The organism is Micromonospora rosaria (assembly GCF_001567585.1).
In the GTDB taxonomy this organism is placed as follows: domain Bacteria; phylum Actinomycetota; class Actinomycetes; order Mycobacteriales; family Micromonosporaceae; genus Micromonospora; species Micromonospora rosaria.
Map to the genome: position 1 here is coordinate 23,409 of NZ_LRQV01000002.1, position 15,617 is coordinate 39,025.

Consider the following 15,617-nt stretch of genomic DNA (forward strand, 5'->3'; position numbering starts at 1 on the left):
GGGTCGGGCCGGCGGCCCGACCCGGCCCGCCGTCAGTCGAGGGTGGCCAGCCAGCGCAGCAGGCCCCGGACGCCCCAGCCGGTGGCGCCCTTGGTCAGTTCGGCGTCGTCGCCGCCCGCCCAGGACGGGGCCGACATGTCCAGGTGCGCCCAGCGCTCCCGCAGGTCCCCGGTGAACTCACGGAGGAACAGCGCGGCGGTGACCGAGCCGGCCCCCTGGGTCGGCGCGCTGTACAGGTCGGCGATCTCGCTGCCGAGGTACTCCACGTAGTCGGCCGGCAGCGGCATCCGCCAGGCCTTCTCCCCGGCCGCGCCGAGCGCCGCCACCAGCGCGCCGGCCAGGTCGTCGTTCTCGCTGTACAGCGCGGCGGTGCGGGGGCCCAGGGCGACGGCGTTGGCCCCGGTCAGCGTGGCCAGGTCGACCAGCAGGTCGGGGGCGAGTTCGGCGACGGCGTACGCGATGGCGTCGGCGAGCACCAGCCGGCCCTCGGCGTCGGAGTTGGTGGTCTCGCTGGTCAGGCCGCCGTAGTGGCGGACCACGTCGCCGGGGCGGAAGGCCCGGCCGCTGACCATGTTCTCGGCGAGCGGGACCAGCGTGGTGACCCGGACCGGCAGGCCCAGCGCCGCCGCGCCCAGGGTGGCGGCGGCGACGGCTGCCCCACCGGCCATGTCCTTGCGCATCAGCTTCATGCCGGCCAGGGGCTTGATGGAGACCCCGCCGGTGTCGAAGGTGATGCCCTTGCCGACCAGGACCACGTGGGTGCGGGCGTCCGGCGGCTGCCAGCCCAGTTCCAGCAGGCGGGGGCCGCTGGCCGAGCCGGTGCCCACCGCGAGCAGCCCGCCGAACCCCTCGGCGGCCAGCTCGTCGGGCTCGCGGACGCGCAGGTGCAGGCCGGGCTGACCGGTGGCGGCGGCCTCGATCTGCTCGGCGAACCACTGCGGGTTCTTCGTCGAGGAGGGGGTGTTGGTCAGGTCCCGGGCGAGGCGGGTCATCCGGGCGGTGACGGTGGCGGTCTCGGCGGCGCCGGCGCAGGCGGCCGGGTCGGCGACCACGATGTCGACGGCGGCGAGCGCCGGCCGCTTCCCGGCCTCGGTGAGCCGGAACCGGTACGAGCCGAGCAGCAGCCCCTCGACCAGCCCACGGACCGCCTCGGCGGTGGCGTCGGCCGGCATCGCCACGGTGACGTGCTCCTGCTCGGCGGCGGACCGGGCCAGCGTGGCCCCGGCCGCCCGCCAGCCGGCCTCGTCGCCGTCGCCGACGCCGATCAGCAGCAACCGGCCGGGGGCCTGCGCCAGCCGCAGGTGGGTCGCCGACTCACCCGCCCGGCCGGTGCACCGGGCGGCCGGGATCAGGGCGTCGACCTCGGCGCGCACCTCGTCGGGCAGGGCCAGCGTGCTGGCCGGCAGCACCGCCCCGGGGGTGTCGTCGCGGTCCACCGCGTCGAGCCGGATGGGCAGCACGAGGGTGTCGAGCCGGTCCGGCTCGGCCACCAGGCGGAAGGCCAGCACGCTGGTCCGTACCTCCAGATATGCGTGGGGCGCACGCACCGCGCCCCACGTCCGGTTGGATGAGGATGAAGAACCCTGAGCCACCGGCGGCGCCGGTGGCTCAGGGGTTGGCGAACCGTCCGCACGACGACGGTCGCCCGGACCGTGCCTCGGTCAGCCCGCGGCTGCCTTCAGCGCGTCACCGAGCGCATTGGCCTCGTCGGGAGTCATCTCGACGACGAGCCGGCCACCACCTTCCAGCGGGACTCGCATGACGATGCCCCGGCCCTCCTTGGTGACTTCCAGCGGACCGTCGCCCGTCCGCGGCTTCATCGCCGCCATGTTGTCTCCCCTCAGACCTACACCAGGGTCGGTGGGTTGCCCCACAGCCTCCATCGCAATGACCACCGCAGCCTTCGCGGGGTGTCGACCAACGATTTTCCCTGATGAACACCGCCGGACCCAAACTGACGCAGCAAGGATGTAACAGCGTCTAGCATATCTTGGGAAGCCCTGTCACAATGTGCGGTCATGCAGGCACGGTCGGCACTCTTCGACCTGTACGGCGACCACCTACGGACCAGGGGTGGCCGCGCACCGGTCGCTTCCCTGGTCAAGCTGCTCGCACCGCTGGGAATTGCGCCACCGGCGGTGCGAACCGCCGTTTCCCGGATGGTCCGGCAGGGGTGGCTCGACCCGCTCCGGCTCTCCTCCGGGCCGGGGTATTCGATCACACCGAAAGCCGCCCGGCGACTGGACGAAGCGGCAGCCCGGATCTACCGGACGGGCCGGATCAACTGGGACGGACGGTTCGATCTGCTCGTCCTCGAACCGCCCACCGGCCGCCGTGACCGGCAGCGGCTCGCCGCCAACCTGACCTTCCTCGGGTACGGCACGCTGGACGAACAGACCTGGGTGGCGACCCGGACCGCGGACGAGGTCGACCTGCTGCTGGAGGAGTCGGGCGTCCGGTACGAGCGGTTCACCGCCACCCACGCCGCCGGCACCCCCGGCGCGATGGGCCTGGTCCGCCGCGCCTGGGACCTGACCGAGATCGGCCGGGCGTACGAGCGGTTCGTCGCCGACCAGCGTCCGCTGCTGACCGGGGTGACCGTGCGCAGCCCGGACGAGGAGGCGTACGCGGCCCGGTTCCAGCTCGTGCACGCGTGGCGTACCTTCCTGTTCCGGGACCCGCAGCTGCCCCCGGCGCTGCTGCCCGAGAAGTGGCCCGGCACCAGCGCGGCCAGTTTCTTCGACCGGCACGCGGCCCGGCTGCGGCCGGCCGCCGACCGGTACGTCGAGCAGTGCCTCGACGCCGGGACCCGCCTCCCCCGACAGAAGGGTCGTTAGCCCGTGACCGAGCCCCTGCTCGTCGACCGCACCGACGCCGTCGTCACCCTGACGCTGAACCGCCCGACCGCGTTGAACGCGCTCGACGTGGCCCTGAAGGAGGCGTTGCGGGAGGCCCTGACCGAGCTGGAGCAGGACCGCACCTGCCGGGCGGTGGTGCTGGCGGGGGCGGGGACCGCGTTCAGCGCCGGGCAGGACCTGCGCGAGCACGTCGACGCCCTGGCCGGGCCGGACCCGCTGGCCACGGTCCTGGCGCACTACAACCCGATCGCGGCCCGGCTGGCCCACCTGCCCAAGCCGGTGGTCGCGGCGGTACGCGGGATGGCCGCCGGTGCCGGCGCGTCGCTGGCCCTGCTCGCCGACTTCCGGATCGGCGGCCCGAAGACCCGCTTCCTGATGGCCTTCGCCGGGGTGGGGCTCGCCGCGGACACCGGCGCCTCCTGGACGCTGCCCCGGCTGGTCGGTCACGCCAAGGCGGTCGAGCTGCTGATGCTGGCCGAGCCGGTGCCGGCGGCGGAGGCGAGCCGGCTGGGCCTGCTCACCCGGCTGGTCGAGGACGACGAGCAGGTGCTGCCCACCGCGCAGGAGCTGGCCGCCCGGCTGGCCGCCGGCCCGACCGTCGCGTACGGGGCGATCAAGCGGCAGCTCTCCATCGCCGACGCCGGCACCCTCACCGACGCGCTGGCCGCCGAGGCGCAGGCGCAGGCGATCTGCGGGGCGACCGCCGACCACCACGCGGCCACCCACGCCTTCGTCGAGAAGCGGAAGCCGGTCTTCGAGGGCCGCTGAGGCAGCGCTCCGGCCGGGACCCCGGTCCACCGGGGCCTCAGCGGGCCACGTAGCCGCCGTCGATGGGGACGGTGTGCCCGGTGATCCAGGCGGCGTCGTCGGAGGCGAGGAAGAGCACCACCCCGGCCACGTCGTCCGGGGTGGGGATGCCCGGCTTCGGGTTGAACGACTCCATCCGCTCGCGCATCGCCGCCGGGTCCGGGGCACCCTGGATGAAGTTCTCCACCAGCGGGGTCATCACCACCGTCGGCGCCACCGCGTTCACCCGGATGTTGCGCGCCGCGTACTCCACGGCGGCGGACCGGGTCAGGCCGACCACCCCGGCCTTGGTGAAGGTGTACGGGGAGATGTTGTCCTGGGCGGTCAGCCCGGCGGTCGACGAGGTGTTGACGATCGCGCCGCCGCCCCCGCGCAGCATCGCCTCGATGCCGTACTTGAGGACGTAGAAGACCCCGTCGCCGTTGATCCTGCGGACCCGCTCCCAGTTCTCCAGGTCCATCTCGTGCAGCACCTGCTGTCGGCCGTCGATGCCGGCGTTGTTGAAGATCACGTCGAGCCGGCCGTACCGCCCGACCGCGTCCGCGACGCCCTGCTCGACCGAGGCGGCGTCGCCGGTGTCGACGGTGACCGCGAGGGCGTCCGGCAGGTCGGCGGCGACCTGCTCGGCCCGCCCGGTGTCGATGTCGGCGATGACCACCCGGGCGCCCTCGGCGGCGAACCGCCGGGCGGTGGCCGCCCCGAGCCCGGAGGCACCACCGGTGACGAACACGACCCTGTCCCGAAACCGCATCGGTCCCCCTTCCGCACAGGCCCGACCCGGCGCCGACCCCCGCCCGCCCGCATAACCGGACCGGCCCCACCCAAACCTGCGGCCCGACCGGGAGACGGGTCGGGGGCGGGGCGGGGGTCAGTCGTCTTCTTCGGGGTCCTGGTTGGCTTCGGCGCCGAGGACGAAGGCCTGCATGGCCAGTTCGTCGCCGGACGGGGAGACGTAGGCGGGCAGTTCCCGGGGGCCCAGCTCCTGCACGTACGACCAGAACAGGCCGACCGCCTCGGCCGCCGTCGCCGCCTCGATCGGCAGGTCCAGGCTGACCAGCCAGGTCCGCCGCTCCGGCGGTGGCCCGAGCCGGTCGGCCAGGTCCTGCCAGGCGCCGGGGGCCAGGGCGCTGACCGGCGCGTCGAGGACCACCCCGGGCAGCGGCACCGGCTCGTCGAAGGCCCGCCGGGTGTACGACACCACGAGCGACGCCGGCGTCACCTCCGACTGCGGGTCTTCCGGGTCCTCCCGCCGCTGGCCGGGCGCTCCGGCGACCCGCCCGAGCGCGACCAGGCGGGGCGGCTCGTCGACCAGCACCGCGACCGGGTCGCCGGGGCGCGGGCGGGCCGGGCCGTCCGGGCCGGTCAGCTCCAGCGTGTCGTGGTGCACCAGGCGTTCGGCGTCGTAGCGGTCGGCCGGGAGCAGCACCGCCCAGGCGGCGCCGCCGAGGTCGTCGGCCGCCCGGTGCCGGCCGGTGCCACGGTGGTCGGTGTCCGTCATGGGGTCAATCCCATCACGCCGCCGGAACGGCGGTGACGTGGCAGCCCGCCAGGTGGTCGTCGACCATCCCGGTGGCCTGCATCAGCGCGTACGCCGTGGTCGGCCCGACGAAGCGGAACCCGCGCCGCTTCAGGTCCTTGGCCAGCGCGGTGGACTCCCCGGTCAGCGCCGGCACCTCCGCGCCCGACCGGGGCCGGGCCGCCCGGGGCGGCGGGGCGAAGGACCACAGCAGCGCGTCGAGCCCGTCGGGCAGGGCCAGCGCGGCGCGGGCGTTGTGGACCGCCGCCTCGATCTTGGCCCGGTTCCGGACGATGCCGGCGTCGGCGAGCAGCCGCTCGACGTCGGGCTCGCCGTAGCCGGCGACGGTCTCGATCCGGAAGCCGTCGAAGGCGAGCCGGAACGCCGGCCGCTTGCGCAGGATGGTCAGCCAGGAGAGCCCGGACTGGAACGCCTCCAGGGTGATCCGCTCGAAGAGGGCGTCGTCGCCGCGCAGCGGCCGGCCCCACTCCTCGTCGTGGTAGGTCACGTAGTCCGGGGTGCCCGCCCCCCAGCCGCAGCGGGGCAGCCCGTCGGCACCGATCACCAGGTCAGTCACGGGTACCACGCTAGGCCACCCCACCGACGTCCCCGCCGTCCGTGGGGCCGGGGTGCGACCCGGGTCGCAGGGTCAGGGCCAACCTCACAGTCAGGGCAGCCGGCCCTGCTCCACCAGCCGGCCGAACTTGCGCAACGCCTGGGTCAGGCTGAACTTGGAGCCGGGCCAGACCACCGGCCAGGCGACCCGGCCCGCCGTACCGCCCGGCAGGTGGAACCACTCGTGCCAGACGACCTGGGTACGGCCCTCGGCGAGCGGGGTGCAGCGGAGCACCCCGGGGCCGCGCAGCAGCTTGCCGCAGTGCACCACGCCCACCTCGTACGGGGCGTCGACCCGGACCACCCGCATCTCGTCGCGCAGCGCCGCCGGGCCGAGGGCGGTGACCGCCTCGATCAGGCTGCCCTCGCCGCCGTCGCCCTCGACGATCCGTACCCGGGTGAAGGGGATCCACTCGGACTGTCGTTCCCAGGCGGTGAAGGCCGCGAAGACCCGTTCCGCCGGGGCGTCGACGATCACCGTCGCGGTGACCTCGCCGGAACCGGGCCGGGCCGCCTCACGGAAGCCCGCGCCCTCCGCGCCCGGGGAGCCGCCGCCCGCCGTCGGGGTCACGCCGGCTCCGACCGGCCGACCGGCTCCGAGCGGGCGTCCGAGGCCGGTCGGGTCGCCGGGTCCGGCCGGCTGTCGGCCGCCGCCTGGGCGGTCGGCTCCGACGGGGTGCCCGGCTCCGCCCCGCCCGCCGGCTCCGGCGTCAGGGTGGTGCGGGGTGGCACCTCGACGGTGGTCGGCTCGTCGGCGGCGGCCCGCGCCGGCTCGTCGGCCAGGCCGGTCACCGCCGGCTCGCCGGCCACGCGGGTCTCCGCCGGCTCGCCGGCCGCACCGGTCACCGTGGGCTCGCCGGCCGCCGGGCCGCCGGCCAGCGCCGAGCCGGGGGGCAGGTCGGGGCCGGCCGGACGGGGGCCGGCCGCGCCGGCGACCGCCTGCTCCCGGGTCCGGCGCAGCGCCTCCGCCTCGTCGGTCCGCCCGTCGCGCAGCGCGGCGACCTCGGCCGCCAGCACCTCGATCAGTTCGGACTTGTAGCCGACGTCGTACGCCGCCCGGCGCAGCGCCTGGTCGACCTGGTCCATCCGGTACCCACGCGGCGCGGTGTCGAAGCGGACCGTCCCCACGTCTGACTCCCGCAGCGGGCGGCCACCGGGCAGCGGCACGGCCCGCCCGTCCGGCTCGACCGGCACCAGACCGGGATCCCGACCGGTGACCACGACCGTCACCCCGAACACCACCGCGCCGACGGTCAACGCCACGACCAACAGCAGGAGAACCTGACCCATGGACAGATCGTGGCATGCCGACCGGCCCGGAGCGAGTCCTCCCACCCTATGGATCCAGATCAGTACGCGGACCGGTGCCCGACCCCCGCAGGCGCACCGGCTAGCGTCGGCACCAACCGGCGACGCGGCGGGCCGGCAGGGCAGCCCGCTGCCGACAGCGGACCGGTCTGCCGGGATCGGGTCGACCAGGATCAGGAGGCGGGCATGGCCGAGGCGCTCCGGCTGGGTGGGCGGACCTTCGCCCCCGGTGAGCTGGTGGTGATGGCGATCGTCAACCGCACCCCGGACTCGTTCTTTGACCGGGGGGCCACCTACGCGGCGGACAGCGCGCTGCGCGCGGTGGAGCGGGCGGTGACCGAGGGCGCGGAGATCATCGACATCGGCGGGGTGAAGGCCGGCCCCGGGGTCGAGGTCGACGTGGCCGAGGAGATCCGCCGGACCGTGGCGACCATCGCCGCCGTCCGGGCCGCCTTCCCCGACGTGGTGATCTCCATCGACACCTGGCGGGCCGAGGTGGCGGTGGAGGCCGTCGCCGCCGGGGCCGACCTGCTCAACGACACCTGGTCCGGGGCCGACCCGGCGCTGGCCCGGGTGGCCGCCGAGACCGGGGCCGGGCTGGTCTGCTCGCACGCCGGTGGGCTCGCCCCCCGGACCCGGCCGCACCGGGCCGCCTTCGACGACGTGGTGGCCGACGTGGTCACGACGGTGACCGGGCTCGCCGAGCGCGCGGTCGCCCTGGGGGTACGCCGCGACGGCATCCTGATCGACCCGGCGCACGACTTCGGCAAGAACACCCGCCACAGCCTGGAGATCACCCGCCGGCTGGACGAGCTGACCGCCACCGGGTGGCCGCTGCTGGTGGCGCTCTCCAACAAGGACTTCGTCGGCGAGACGCTGGACCTGCCGGTGCCGGAGCGGTTGGAGGGGACGTTGGCCGCGACCGCCGTCTCGGCCTGGCTGGGGGCCCGGGTGTTCCGGGCGCACCAGGTGCTGCCCACCCGGCGGGTGCTGGACATGGTGGCCTCGGTCCGGGGCGACCGGCCGCCCGCCCGGACCCGTCGCGGCCTGGCCTGACGGGTCAGTCCCCCGACGGGGGCCGCGTCGGACGGGTCAGCTCCAGCGGAGGATGTTCTTCCGCCAGGCGTAGAGGATGCCCAGCGCCAGCACCGCGACGAAGACCGCCATCTCGGCCACGGTGACCAGGCCGAAGCCGGGCCGGGCGAAGATCACCGCCCAGGGGAAGAGGAAGACCGCCTCCACCGCGAAGAGCAGGTAGAGGTACGCGTAGACGAAGTACCGGATCTTCATCTGCGCCCAGTCGCCGCCGACCGGGTCGAGACCGCACTCGTAGGTGGTCCGCTTGCTCACGGGGTCGGCCGGGCGGGCCGGCCGCAGCAGCCGGTTGGCCCCGAACGCCACGAGGAAGAACAGGACGCTCGCGAGCAGGAGCAGGCCCAGCGTGGCGTACGAGCCGAGGTAGCCGGTCACGGTGGGTCAGCCTACCGGGCGCACAGCGCAGCCGTCCCGAACACGTTACGCATTTGTTTCCGACGGGACCGCTGTTCAACGGCGATCGGTACCGAATAATGAGTCTCCATCCCACGGTCCCGGAGGTCGCCGGACCCCCTCGGAGGCTCGCCTCCGCAGGCGGTCCCCGGTCGCCGGAGCGCACCGGTCACCGGCGACGGCGGCGGTGCCGCTGTCGACCGTGGCGTTGGAACCGGACGAGGCGACGGCGGCGTCCCACGGCACCGGGGTCGCCGTCGCCTCCCGGAGCCCGACGGCCCGGGGCCGTGCGGTCGCCCCGGCGGGTGACCCGGCCGCCGCAGCGGTGATCTGAATTACCCTCACGACGCTGAACAAGGCAAAACAGCGGTAAAACTCTCGTTTTCCGTTCCCAGTCGTCGGACCTCCACGGTTACCGGGCGCGTTGCGGGACGTACGCTTCTCGGGAGAGGTACACAGCGGGGCCGGGCCCAGCCACGGGCACCCGGCGCAGCGGGTCGTCGAGGAGGTCACGTGACCGGGCAAGGCGAGGTCACCATCATGTTCAGCCGCCCGGGGGACCGCGCGCAGCGAAGCGAGGTGCAGGCGTGAGCAAGCAGATCCGTCAGCTCGACCGGGTGGTCATCCGGTTCGCCGGGGACTCCGGCGACGGCATGCAGCTCACCGGTGACCGGTTCACCTCGGAGACGGCGCAGCTCGGCAACGACATCTCGACGCTGCCCAACTTCCCCGCCGAGATCCGGGCCCCCGCCGGCACCCTGCCGGGCGTGTCCAGCTTCCAGGTGCACTTCGCCGACTACGACATCCTGACCCCCGGTGACTCGCCGAACGTGCTGGTCGCGATGAACCCGGCGGCGCTCAAGGCCAACCTGGTGGACCTGCCCCGGGGCGCGGACATCATCGTCAACACCGACGAGTTCACCAAGCGCAACCTGGCCAAGGTCGGGTACGCCACCAGCCCGCTGGACGACGACTCGCTCGACGGGTACGCGGTGCACCCGGTGGCGCTGACCTCAATGACGGTCGGCGCGCTGGCCGAGCACGCCATCTCCAAGAAGGACGCCGAGCGGGCCAAGAACATGTTCGCCCTCGGCCTGCTGTCGTGGATGTACTCGCGGCCGTACGAGTCGACGATCCGGTTCCTGGAGCGCAAGTTCGCCAAGCGCCCGGAGCTGGTCGCGGCGAACATCGCGGCGTTCCGGGCCGGCTGGAACTTCGGCGAGACGACCGAGGACTTCGCCGTCCGGTACGAGGTCAAGCCGGCGAAGATGCAGCCGGGGACGTACCGGAACATCACCGGCAACGCGGCGCTCTCGCTGGGCCTGGTGGCCGCCGGGGTCCGCTCCGGGCTGCCGGTGTTCCTGGGCGCGTACCCGATCACCCCGGCCTCGGACATCCTGCACGAGCTGAGCAAGCACAAGCGGTTCGGCGTGACCACCATGCAGGCCGAGGACGAGATCGCGGCGGTGGGCGCGGCGCTCGGCGCGTCGTACGGCGGTGCGCTCGGCATCACCACCACCAGCGGTCCCGGCGTGGCGCTCAAGGGCGAGACCATCTCGCTGGCCGTGGCGCTGGAGCTGCCGCTGGTCATCGTCGACGTGCAGCGGGCCGGGCCGTCGACCGGCATGCCGACCAAGACCGAGCAGGCCGACCTGAACATGGCGCTGTTCGGCCGGCACGGCGAGGCCCCGGTCGCGGTGGTCGCCCCGAAGTCCCCGGCGGACTGCTTCCACGCCGCCCTGGAGGCGGCCCGGATCGCGCTGACCTACCGCACGCCGGTGATCCTGCTGTCGGACAACTACGTCGCCAACGGCTCCGAGCCGTGGCTGCTGCCGGACGTGGATTCCCTGCCCGACCTGCGGGTCGAGTTCGCCACCGAGCCCAACGGCGACAACGGCGCGTTCCTGCCGTACCTGCGGGACCCGGTGACGCTGGCCCGGCCGTGGGCCATCCCGGGCACCCCGGGGCTGGAGCACCGCATCGGCGGCCTGGAGAAGGCCGACAAGACCGGCGACATCTCGTACGACCCGGCGAACCACGACTTCATGGTGCGGACCCGGGCGGCCCGGATCGAGACGATCCCGGTGCCGGACGTCGAGGTGGAGGACCCGGACGGCGACGCCCGGGTGCTGGTGCTCGGCTGGGGCTCGACGTACGGGCCGATCGGCGCCGCCTGCCGGGCGCTGCGCCAGCGTGGCCTGTCCATCGCCCAGGCGCACCTGCGGCACCTGGCCCCGATGCCGGCCAACCTCGGTCAGGTGCTGCGCTCCTACGACCGGGTGGTCATCCCCGAGATGAACCTCGGCCAGCTCGCCCACGTGATCCGGGCCACGTACCTGGTCGACGCGATCGGCTACAACCAGGTCCGGGGTCTGCCGTTCACGGCCGCCGAGCTGGAGACGACGCTGGAAGAGGTCCTGAAGAATGTCTGAGCCCGTCGCCCTCAAGCTCACCGCGAAGGACTTCAAGTCCGACCAGGAGGTGCGCTGGTGCCCCGGCTGCGGTGACTACGCGATCCTGGCCGCCGTGCAGCAGTTCATGCCGGAGCTGAACATCCCCCGGGAGCGGATCGTCTTCGTCTCCGGCATCGGCTGCTCGTCGCGGTTCCCGTACTACATGAACACGTACGGGATGCACTCGATCCACGGCCGCGCCCCGGCGATCGCCAGCGGCCTGTCGGTGTCCCGGCCGGACCTGTCGGTCTGGGTGGTCACCGGGGACGGCGACGCGCTGTCGATCGGCGGCAACCACCTGATCCACGCGCTGCGCCGCAACGTCAACCTGAAGATCCTGCTCTTCAACAACCGGATCTACGGCCTGACCAAGGGGCAGTACTCGCCCACCTCCGAGGTCGGCAAGATCACCAAGTCGACCCCGGCCGGGTCGGCGGACGCCCCGTTCAACCCGATCTCGCTGGCGCTCGGCGCGGAGGCGTCCTTCGTCGGCCGGACCATCGACTCCGACCGCAAGCACCTCCAGTCGGTGCTGCGCGCGGCGGCCGAGCACGAGGGTTCGGCGTTCGTGGAGATCTACCAGAACTGCAACATCTTCAACGACGGCGCGTTCGAGCAGCTCAAGGACCCGGGTGTCCGGGACGACCACCTGATCCGGCTGGAGCACGGGCAGCCGATCACCTTCGGCAAGGACGGGGAGTACTGCGTCGTCCACCCGCCGGGCGGTTTCGGCCTGGAGGTCCGCCCGACGGCGGAGACCCCGGCCGAGCAGATCGTGGTGCACGACGCGGGGGTCACCGACCCGGCGTACGCCTTCGCGTTGTCCCGGCTGCCCGGCCTGGACCTGCGCAACACCCCGATCGGGGTGTTCCGCTCGGTCCGCCGGCCCACCTACGACAGCGTGGTGCAGCAGCAGGTGGCCGACGCCACGGCGGCGCAGACCGAGACGCCCGAGCAGCAGCTCGCCGGCCTGCTGGCCAGCGGTGACACCTGGACGATCGTCTGAGCCCCCAGCGCCTGAACGACACGGTGGCCGTCCCGCTCGGGGCGGCCACCGCGTCGTTGCCGGTCAGGAGGCGCTGACGGTCACGGGGCTCCTGCTGGTTCCGGCCCTGCTGGGTCGGTCTGTCGGTGCCGGTCAGGCGGTGGTGGCGGGCTGGGGGCGGTCGTCGCGCACGTACACCAGCATGTCGCCGGTCTCGATGACCGCGCCGGCCCGGTCGGCCAGGGTGACCACCTTGCCGCGCCGCACCAGGGCGATGACCAGGCACTCCAGCTCACGCGGGGAACGGCCCACCTCCTGGCGCTCGGCGGAGCGCATGGCCAGGGCCATCCCCTGGCCGGGGGTGAGCAGGTCCTCGACCACATCGATCAGCGGCGGCGCGGAGGTGGAGAGGCCGAGCAGCCGGCCCGCGGTCGCCGAGGAGACGATCACGTGGTGCGCGCCGCTCTGCTTGAGCAGCGGGGCGTTCTCGGCCTCCCGGGCCGCCGCGATGATCCGGACCTGACCGGCGGTCAACTGGCGGACGGTCAGCGCCACCAGGACCGACGCGTCGTCGCTGTCGGTGGCGATGATCACCGCCTTGGCGCTGCGGACGTGCGCCTCGTTGAGGGTCGCCGAGCGGGTCGCCGAGCCCTCGATGGCGACCAGCCCGGCCGAGGTGGCCTGGCGCAGGGCGGGCCCGCTGCGCTCGACCACCACGATCCGGGACTTGTCCATGCCGTTCTCCAGCAGGGCCGAGACCGCGCTGCGCCCCTTCGTGCCGTAGCCGCAGATGATGACGTGGTCCTTCACGGTTCTCCCCCAGCGGGACAGTCGGCGGCCGGTCCGGTACTGCTCGGTCAGCACCTCCAGCGTGGTGCCGACCAGGATGATCAGGAAGAGCACCCGGGCCGGGGTGATGAACACGACGTTCACCAGCCGCGCCGAGTCGCTCACCGGGGTGATGTCGCCGTACCCGGTGGTGGAGAGCGACACCACCGCGTAGTAGAAGGAGTCGAGGAGGGTGACGCCGTCCTCGTTGACGTCCCGGTAGCCGTCCCGCTCCAGGTAGACCACGGCGACGACGGCGAAGACCAGGCCGACGGCGGCGGCCAGCCGCAGGCTGAGGGCGCTGAGCGGGCCACGCCGCTGCGCCGGAAAATGGATCACCCTCGGGCCTTGGCCACTGCGGTCGAGTGCACGTGCACAACATAGCGGTTGGTGCGATCTCCGCACGGCGAGGTTCACGGTCCGGACCCGCGCCGCCCGCCGGACGGGCCAGCCGGCCGGACGGAACTCGGCGGACCGCCAGAGGTCCACGACGCAGCGTGACGGCCGGCGGGTCGCGGGACAACGCGAACGGGTCGCAGCCGGCATGATGGGACTGTCCCGTTGACGACCGGTGAAGGTGAGGGCCACATGTCGTTGCTGCGACGGGTGATCGGTGACGTGTTGCGTCGGCTCCGGCGGCGGCAGGGGCGCACCCTGCGTGAGGTGGCCGGGGCCGCCGGGGTCTCCGTGCCGTACCTCTCCGAGGTGGAGCGCGGGCGCAAGGAGGCCTCCTCCGAGGTGCTGGCGGCGGTCTGCCGGGCGCTGGGCATCCACCTGTCGGACCTGCTGGAGGAGGCCCGCGACGACCTGCGCCGGGTGGAGCCGCGGGTGCCGGTCGGGCCCCGCACGACCGCTCACCCCGAGGTCGTCCGGGTGGGCCTGGCCCGCCTGGAGCGGGCCCCGGCCGGCCGGGGCGACGGGGCCGGCGGGTCGGTCCGGCTCGGTCCGCGTACCCCCGGGTTGTCGCACTGTGGTCGGGCCGGCGTGGGCCGACGGCCGCTGGTGCTGGTCTAGCCGGGGTCGCAGGTCCGCTCGGGGTGCGGCAGGGGCCCGAAACCGGTGGCGGCGCCGCCCCGGGAGGGCTACGTTGCCCCTGTTCTGGTGGTGTCCGTGCTGAGCGAGGTGTGTTGATGACGGTCCGAGCCACGGCGGCCGACTCCGGTCGGCTGTCCCTCCCCCGCGCCCTGACCGCAGCAGACCCGAGGAGCACCTTCCGTGGATCTTCCACGCATCTTCACCATCCGCGAGAGTAGCCACCGCATCCACAACCCGTTCACCCCTGACAAGCTCGCCGCCCTGGGCCGGGCGCTGCACCTGGCCCCCGGGACGCGGGTGCTCGACCTGGCCAGCGGGTCGGGCGAGATGCTGTGCACCTGGGCCCGGGACCACCGGATCACCGGGACCGGGGTGGACATCAGCACGGTGTTCACCACGCAGGCCCGCGCCCGCGCCGCCGAACTCGGCGTCGCCGACCGGGTCACCTTCGTGCACGGCGACGCCACCGGGTACGTCGCGGACGAGCCGGTCGACCTCGCCGCCTGCGTCGGCGCCACCTGGATCGGCGGCGGCGTGGCCGGCACCGTCGACCTGCTGGCCGGCAGTCTCCGCCCCGGCGGCCTGATGCTGGTCGGCGAGCCGTACTGGCGTCAGCAGGTGCCGGACCAGGAGACCGCCAGGGCCTGCCTCGCCGGCGACGCGGACGACTTCCTGGTGCTGCCCGAGCTGGTCGCGCGCTTCGGCGACCTGGGGTACGACGTCGTGGAGATGGTGCTGGCCGATCAGGACAGTTGGGACCGGTACCAGGCGGCACAGTGGCTCAACCTCCGCCGCTGGCTCGACGGGAACCCCGACGACGACCTGGCCGCCGAGGTGCGGGCCGAGCTGCGCACCGAACCCGTCCGCTACACCCGGTACCAGCGCGAACACCTCGGTTGGGGGGTCTTCGCCCTGATCGGCCGCTGACGCCGCGGGCTCCGGCCCGGTTCTGCCGGGGGCAGATCTGCCCCCGGCAGAAAGCCTCGTCGCCGGGTCCGCGCCGGTCGCACGCTGGTGGGGCCGGTACCCCGGGCGGCGTGGCCCGCCCACCGGCACGGTGGGAGGAGGCCCAGCATGACCGGGTACGACGTGCGGATGCTGGACGGCGGGCAGCCGTCCTTCGGTGACCAGGTGTTCGAGCGGCTGTTGCGGGAACGGATCATCTTCCTCGGCACCGAGGTCACCGACGAGTCGGCGAACCGGATCTGCGCCCAGATGCTGCTGCTCGCCGCCGAGGACGCCGAGCGGGACATCGTCCTCTACATCAACTCGCCGGGCGGCTCGATCAGCGCCGGCATGGCCGTCTACGACACCATGCGGTACGTCCGCAACGACGTCGCCACGCTCGCCCTCGGCCTGGCCGGGTCGATGGGGCAGTTCCTGCTCTGTGCGGGGACGGCCGGCAAGCGGTACGCGCTCCCGCACTCGCGGATCCTGATGCACCAGCCCTCCGGCGGCTTCGGCGGCACGGTCGCCGACATCACCATCCAGGCCGAGAACATGCTCCAGGTGAAGCGGACGATGCAGCGGCTGATCGCCGAGCACAGCGGTCGCGGTGTCGAGGAGATCGAGCGGGACTGGAACCGGGACCGCTGGTTCACCGCCGAACAGGCCCGCGAGTACGGCCTGGTCGACCAGGTGATCGCGCACGCCGACCAACTCGCCGAGCGGTGACCGCCCGGCCCGCCGGTCGGCGGGGTGCCGGCGGCGGCCCCCCGGTGCCG

The 15,617-nt window shown here is 73.7% G+C and carries 18 protein-coding genes; 9 read left to right on the plus strand and 9 right to left on the minus strand.

What is annotated here, in order from left to right; genetic code table 11:
• Positions 1–32 precede the first annotated feature (32 nt).
• Complete coding sequence (locus AWW66_RS00850; protein WP_067359352.1) at positions 33–1,508, minus strand: leucyl aminopeptidase family protein; 1,476 nt, start codon at positions 1,506–1,508, stop codon at positions 33–35.
• A 153-nt stretch (positions 1,509–1,661) separates the two neighbouring features.
• Positions 1,662–1,829, minus strand: a complete 168-nt coding sequence (locus AWW66_RS00855; RefSeq protein WP_007455245.1) for a DUF3117 domain-containing protein — start codon at positions 1,827–1,829, stop codon at positions 1,662–1,664.
• Positions 1,830–2,018: 189 nt separating this feature from the next.
• Here AWW66_RS00855 and AWW66_RS00860 point away from each other — a divergent pair, with 189 nt between their 5' ends.
• Together AWW66_RS00860 and AWW66_RS00865 are read left to right on the plus strand one after the other, a co-directional pair.
• The gene (locus AWW66_RS00860) at positions 2,019–2,837 is read left to right on the plus strand and encodes a PaaX family transcriptional regulator (RefSeq protein ID WP_067359354.1); all 819 of its coding nucleotides are present in this window, start codon (positions 2,019–2,021) and stop codon (positions 2,835–2,837) included.
• A 3-nt stretch (positions 2,838–2,840) separates the two neighbouring features.
• Entirely contained in the window at positions 2,841–3,626 is a 786-nt protein-coding gene (locus AWW66_RS00865; protein WP_067359355.1) for an enoyl-CoA hydratase/isomerase family protein, read from the plus strand.
• Between the two features lie 37 nt (positions 3,627–3,663).
• Here AWW66_RS00865 and AWW66_RS00870 read toward each other — a convergent pair whose 3' ends face one another.
• From AWW66_RS00870 to AWW66_RS00890, 5 genes are all read right to left on the minus strand, one after another.
• On the minus strand, positions 3,664–4,416 hold the full coding sequence (locus tag AWW66_RS00870; protein ID WP_067359356.1) for an SDR family NAD(P)-dependent oxidoreductase: 753 nt from the start codon (positions 4,414–4,416) through the stop codon (positions 3,664–3,666).
• A 117-nt stretch (positions 4,417–4,533) separates the two neighbouring features.
• Complete coding sequence (locus AWW66_RS00875; RefSeq protein WP_067359357.1) at positions 4,534–5,163, minus strand: hypothetical protein; 630 nt, start codon at positions 5,161–5,163, stop codon at positions 4,534–4,536.
• 13 nt (positions 5,164–5,176) lie between these two features.
• Positions 5,177–5,758: a DNA-3-methyladenine glycosylase I gene (locus AWW66_RS00880; RefSeq protein WP_067359451.1), complete on the minus strand. Its 582-nt coding sequence runs from the start codon at positions 5,756–5,758 to the stop codon at positions 5,177–5,179.
• Between the two features lie 90 nt (positions 5,759–5,848).
• Complete coding sequence (locus AWW66_RS00885) at positions 5,849–6,367, minus strand: SRPBCC family protein (RefSeq protein ID WP_067359358.1); 519 nt, start codon at positions 6,365–6,367, stop codon at positions 5,849–5,851.
• Positions 6,364–7,086, minus strand: coding sequence for a DivIVA domain-containing protein (locus AWW66_RS00890; protein ID WP_067359359.1), 723 nt, complete (start codon positions 7,084–7,086; stop codon positions 6,364–6,366). Before AWW66_RS00890 ends, AWW66_RS00885 begins: the two co-directional genes overlap by 4 nt.
• A 204-nt stretch (positions 7,087–7,290) precedes the next feature.
• Between AWW66_RS00890 and folP the strand changes: the two genes are divergently transcribed.
• Positions 7,291–8,160, plus strand: a complete 870-nt coding sequence (folP, locus tag AWW66_RS00895; RefSeq protein ID WP_067359360.1) for a dihydropteroate synthase — start codon at positions 7,291–7,293, stop codon at positions 8,158–8,160.
• 36 nt (positions 8,161–8,196) lie between these two features.
• Here the strand turns inward: folP and AWW66_RS00900 are convergent, their stop codons facing one another.
• Positions 8,197–8,574, minus strand: a complete 378-nt coding sequence (locus tag AWW66_RS00900) for an NADH-quinone oxidoreductase subunit A (protein ID WP_067359361.1) — start codon at positions 8,572–8,574, stop codon at positions 8,197–8,199.
• Between the two features lie 220 nt (positions 8,575–8,794).
• Between AWW66_RS00900 and AWW66_RS35875 the strand changes: the two genes are divergently transcribed.
• From AWW66_RS35875 to AWW66_RS00910, 3 genes are all read left to right on the plus strand, one after another.
• Positions 8,795–8,926 (plus strand): hypothetical protein, encoded by a 132-nt coding sequence (locus tag AWW66_RS35875; protein ID WP_281179549.1) that lies wholly within the window; start codon positions 8,795–8,797, stop codon positions 8,924–8,926.
• A 253-nt stretch (positions 8,927–9,179) separates the two neighbouring features.
• Positions 9,180–11,024 carry a 2-oxoacid:acceptor oxidoreductase subunit alpha gene (locus AWW66_RS00905; protein ID WP_067359362.1) on the plus strand — a complete coding sequence of 615 codons (1,845 nt, stop codon included), beginning with the start codon at positions 9,180–9,182 and terminating at the stop codon, positions 11,022–11,024.
• A complete protein-coding gene (locus AWW66_RS00910; protein ID WP_067359363.1) occupies positions 11,017–12,051 on the plus strand; it encodes a 2-oxoacid:ferredoxin oxidoreductase subunit beta in 1,035 nt (344 codons plus the stop codon). The genes AWW66_RS00905 and AWW66_RS00910 overlap by 8 nt, the downstream gene beginning before the upstream one ends.
• Before the next feature lie 132 nt (positions 12,052–12,183).
• On the opposite strand, the gene AWW66_RS00915 is transcribed toward AWW66_RS00910, so the two are convergent.
• Entirely contained in the window at positions 12,184–13,197 is a 1,014-nt protein-coding gene (locus AWW66_RS00915; protein WP_067359364.1) for a potassium channel family protein, read from the minus strand.
• 249 nt (positions 13,198–13,446) lie between these two features.
• On the opposite strand from AWW66_RS00915, the gene AWW66_RS36280 reads away from it, so the two are divergent.
• The 3 genes from AWW66_RS36280 (at position 13,447) to AWW66_RS00930 (ending at position 15,567) form a co-directional block, all read left to right on the plus strand.
• Positions 13,447–13,872 (plus strand): helix-turn-helix domain-containing protein, encoded by a 426-nt coding sequence (locus AWW66_RS36280; RefSeq protein ID WP_067359365.1) that lies wholly within the window; start codon positions 13,447–13,449, stop codon positions 13,870–13,872.
• A gap of 201 nt (positions 13,873–14,073) precedes the next feature.
• Positions 14,074–14,820 carry a methyltransferase domain-containing protein gene (locus AWW66_RS00925; protein ID WP_067359366.1) on the plus strand — a complete coding sequence of 249 codons (747 nt, stop codon included), beginning with the start codon at positions 14,074–14,076 and terminating at the stop codon, positions 14,818–14,820.
• A gap of 147 nt (positions 14,821–14,967) precedes the next feature.
• Positions 14,968–15,567, plus strand: a complete 600-nt coding sequence (locus tag AWW66_RS00930; RefSeq protein ID WP_067359367.1) for an ATP-dependent Clp protease proteolytic subunit — start codon at positions 14,968–14,970, stop codon at positions 15,565–15,567.
• Positions 15,568–15,617: the final 50 nt, after the last annotated feature.

Excerpts from the sequence above, each read along its gene's own strand:
- AWW66_RS00870 (WP_067359356.1), bottom strand. The coding sequence starts at position 4,416 with ATGCGGTTTCGGGACAGGGTCGTGTTCGTCACCGGTGGTGCCTCCGGG.
- AWW66_RS00860 (WP_067359354.1), top strand. The coding sequence starts at position 2,019 with ATGCAGGCACGGTCGGCACTCTTCGACCTGTACGGCGACCACCTACGG.
- AWW66_RS00930 (WP_067359367.1), top strand. The coding sequence starts at position 14,968 with ATGACCGGGTACGACGTGCGGATGCTGGACGGCGGGCAGCCGTCCTTC.
- folP (WP_067359360.1), top strand. The coding sequence starts at position 7,291 with ATGGCCGAGGCGCTCCGGCTGGGTGGGCGGACCTTCGCCCCCGGTGAG.
- AWW66_RS36280 (WP_067359365.1), top strand. The coding sequence starts at position 13,447 with ATGTCGTTGCTGCGACGGGTGATCGGTGACGTGTTGCGTCGGCTCCGG.
- AWW66_RS00910 (WP_067359363.1), top strand. The coding sequence starts at position 11,017 with ATGTCTGAGCCCGTCGCCCTCAAGCTCACCGCGAAGGACTTCAAGTCC.
- AWW66_RS00855 (WP_007455245.1), bottom strand. The coding sequence starts at position 1,829 with ATGGCGGCGATGAAGCCGCGGACGGGCGACGGTCCGCTGGAAGTCACC.
- AWW66_RS00890 (WP_067359359.1), bottom strand. The coding sequence starts at position 7,086 with ATGGGTCAGGTTCTCCTGCTGTTGGTCGTGGCGTTGACCGTCGGCGCG.
- AWW66_RS00875 (WP_067359357.1), bottom strand. The coding sequence starts at position 5,163 with ATGACGGACACCGACCACCGTGGCACCGGCCGGCACCGGGCGGCCGAC.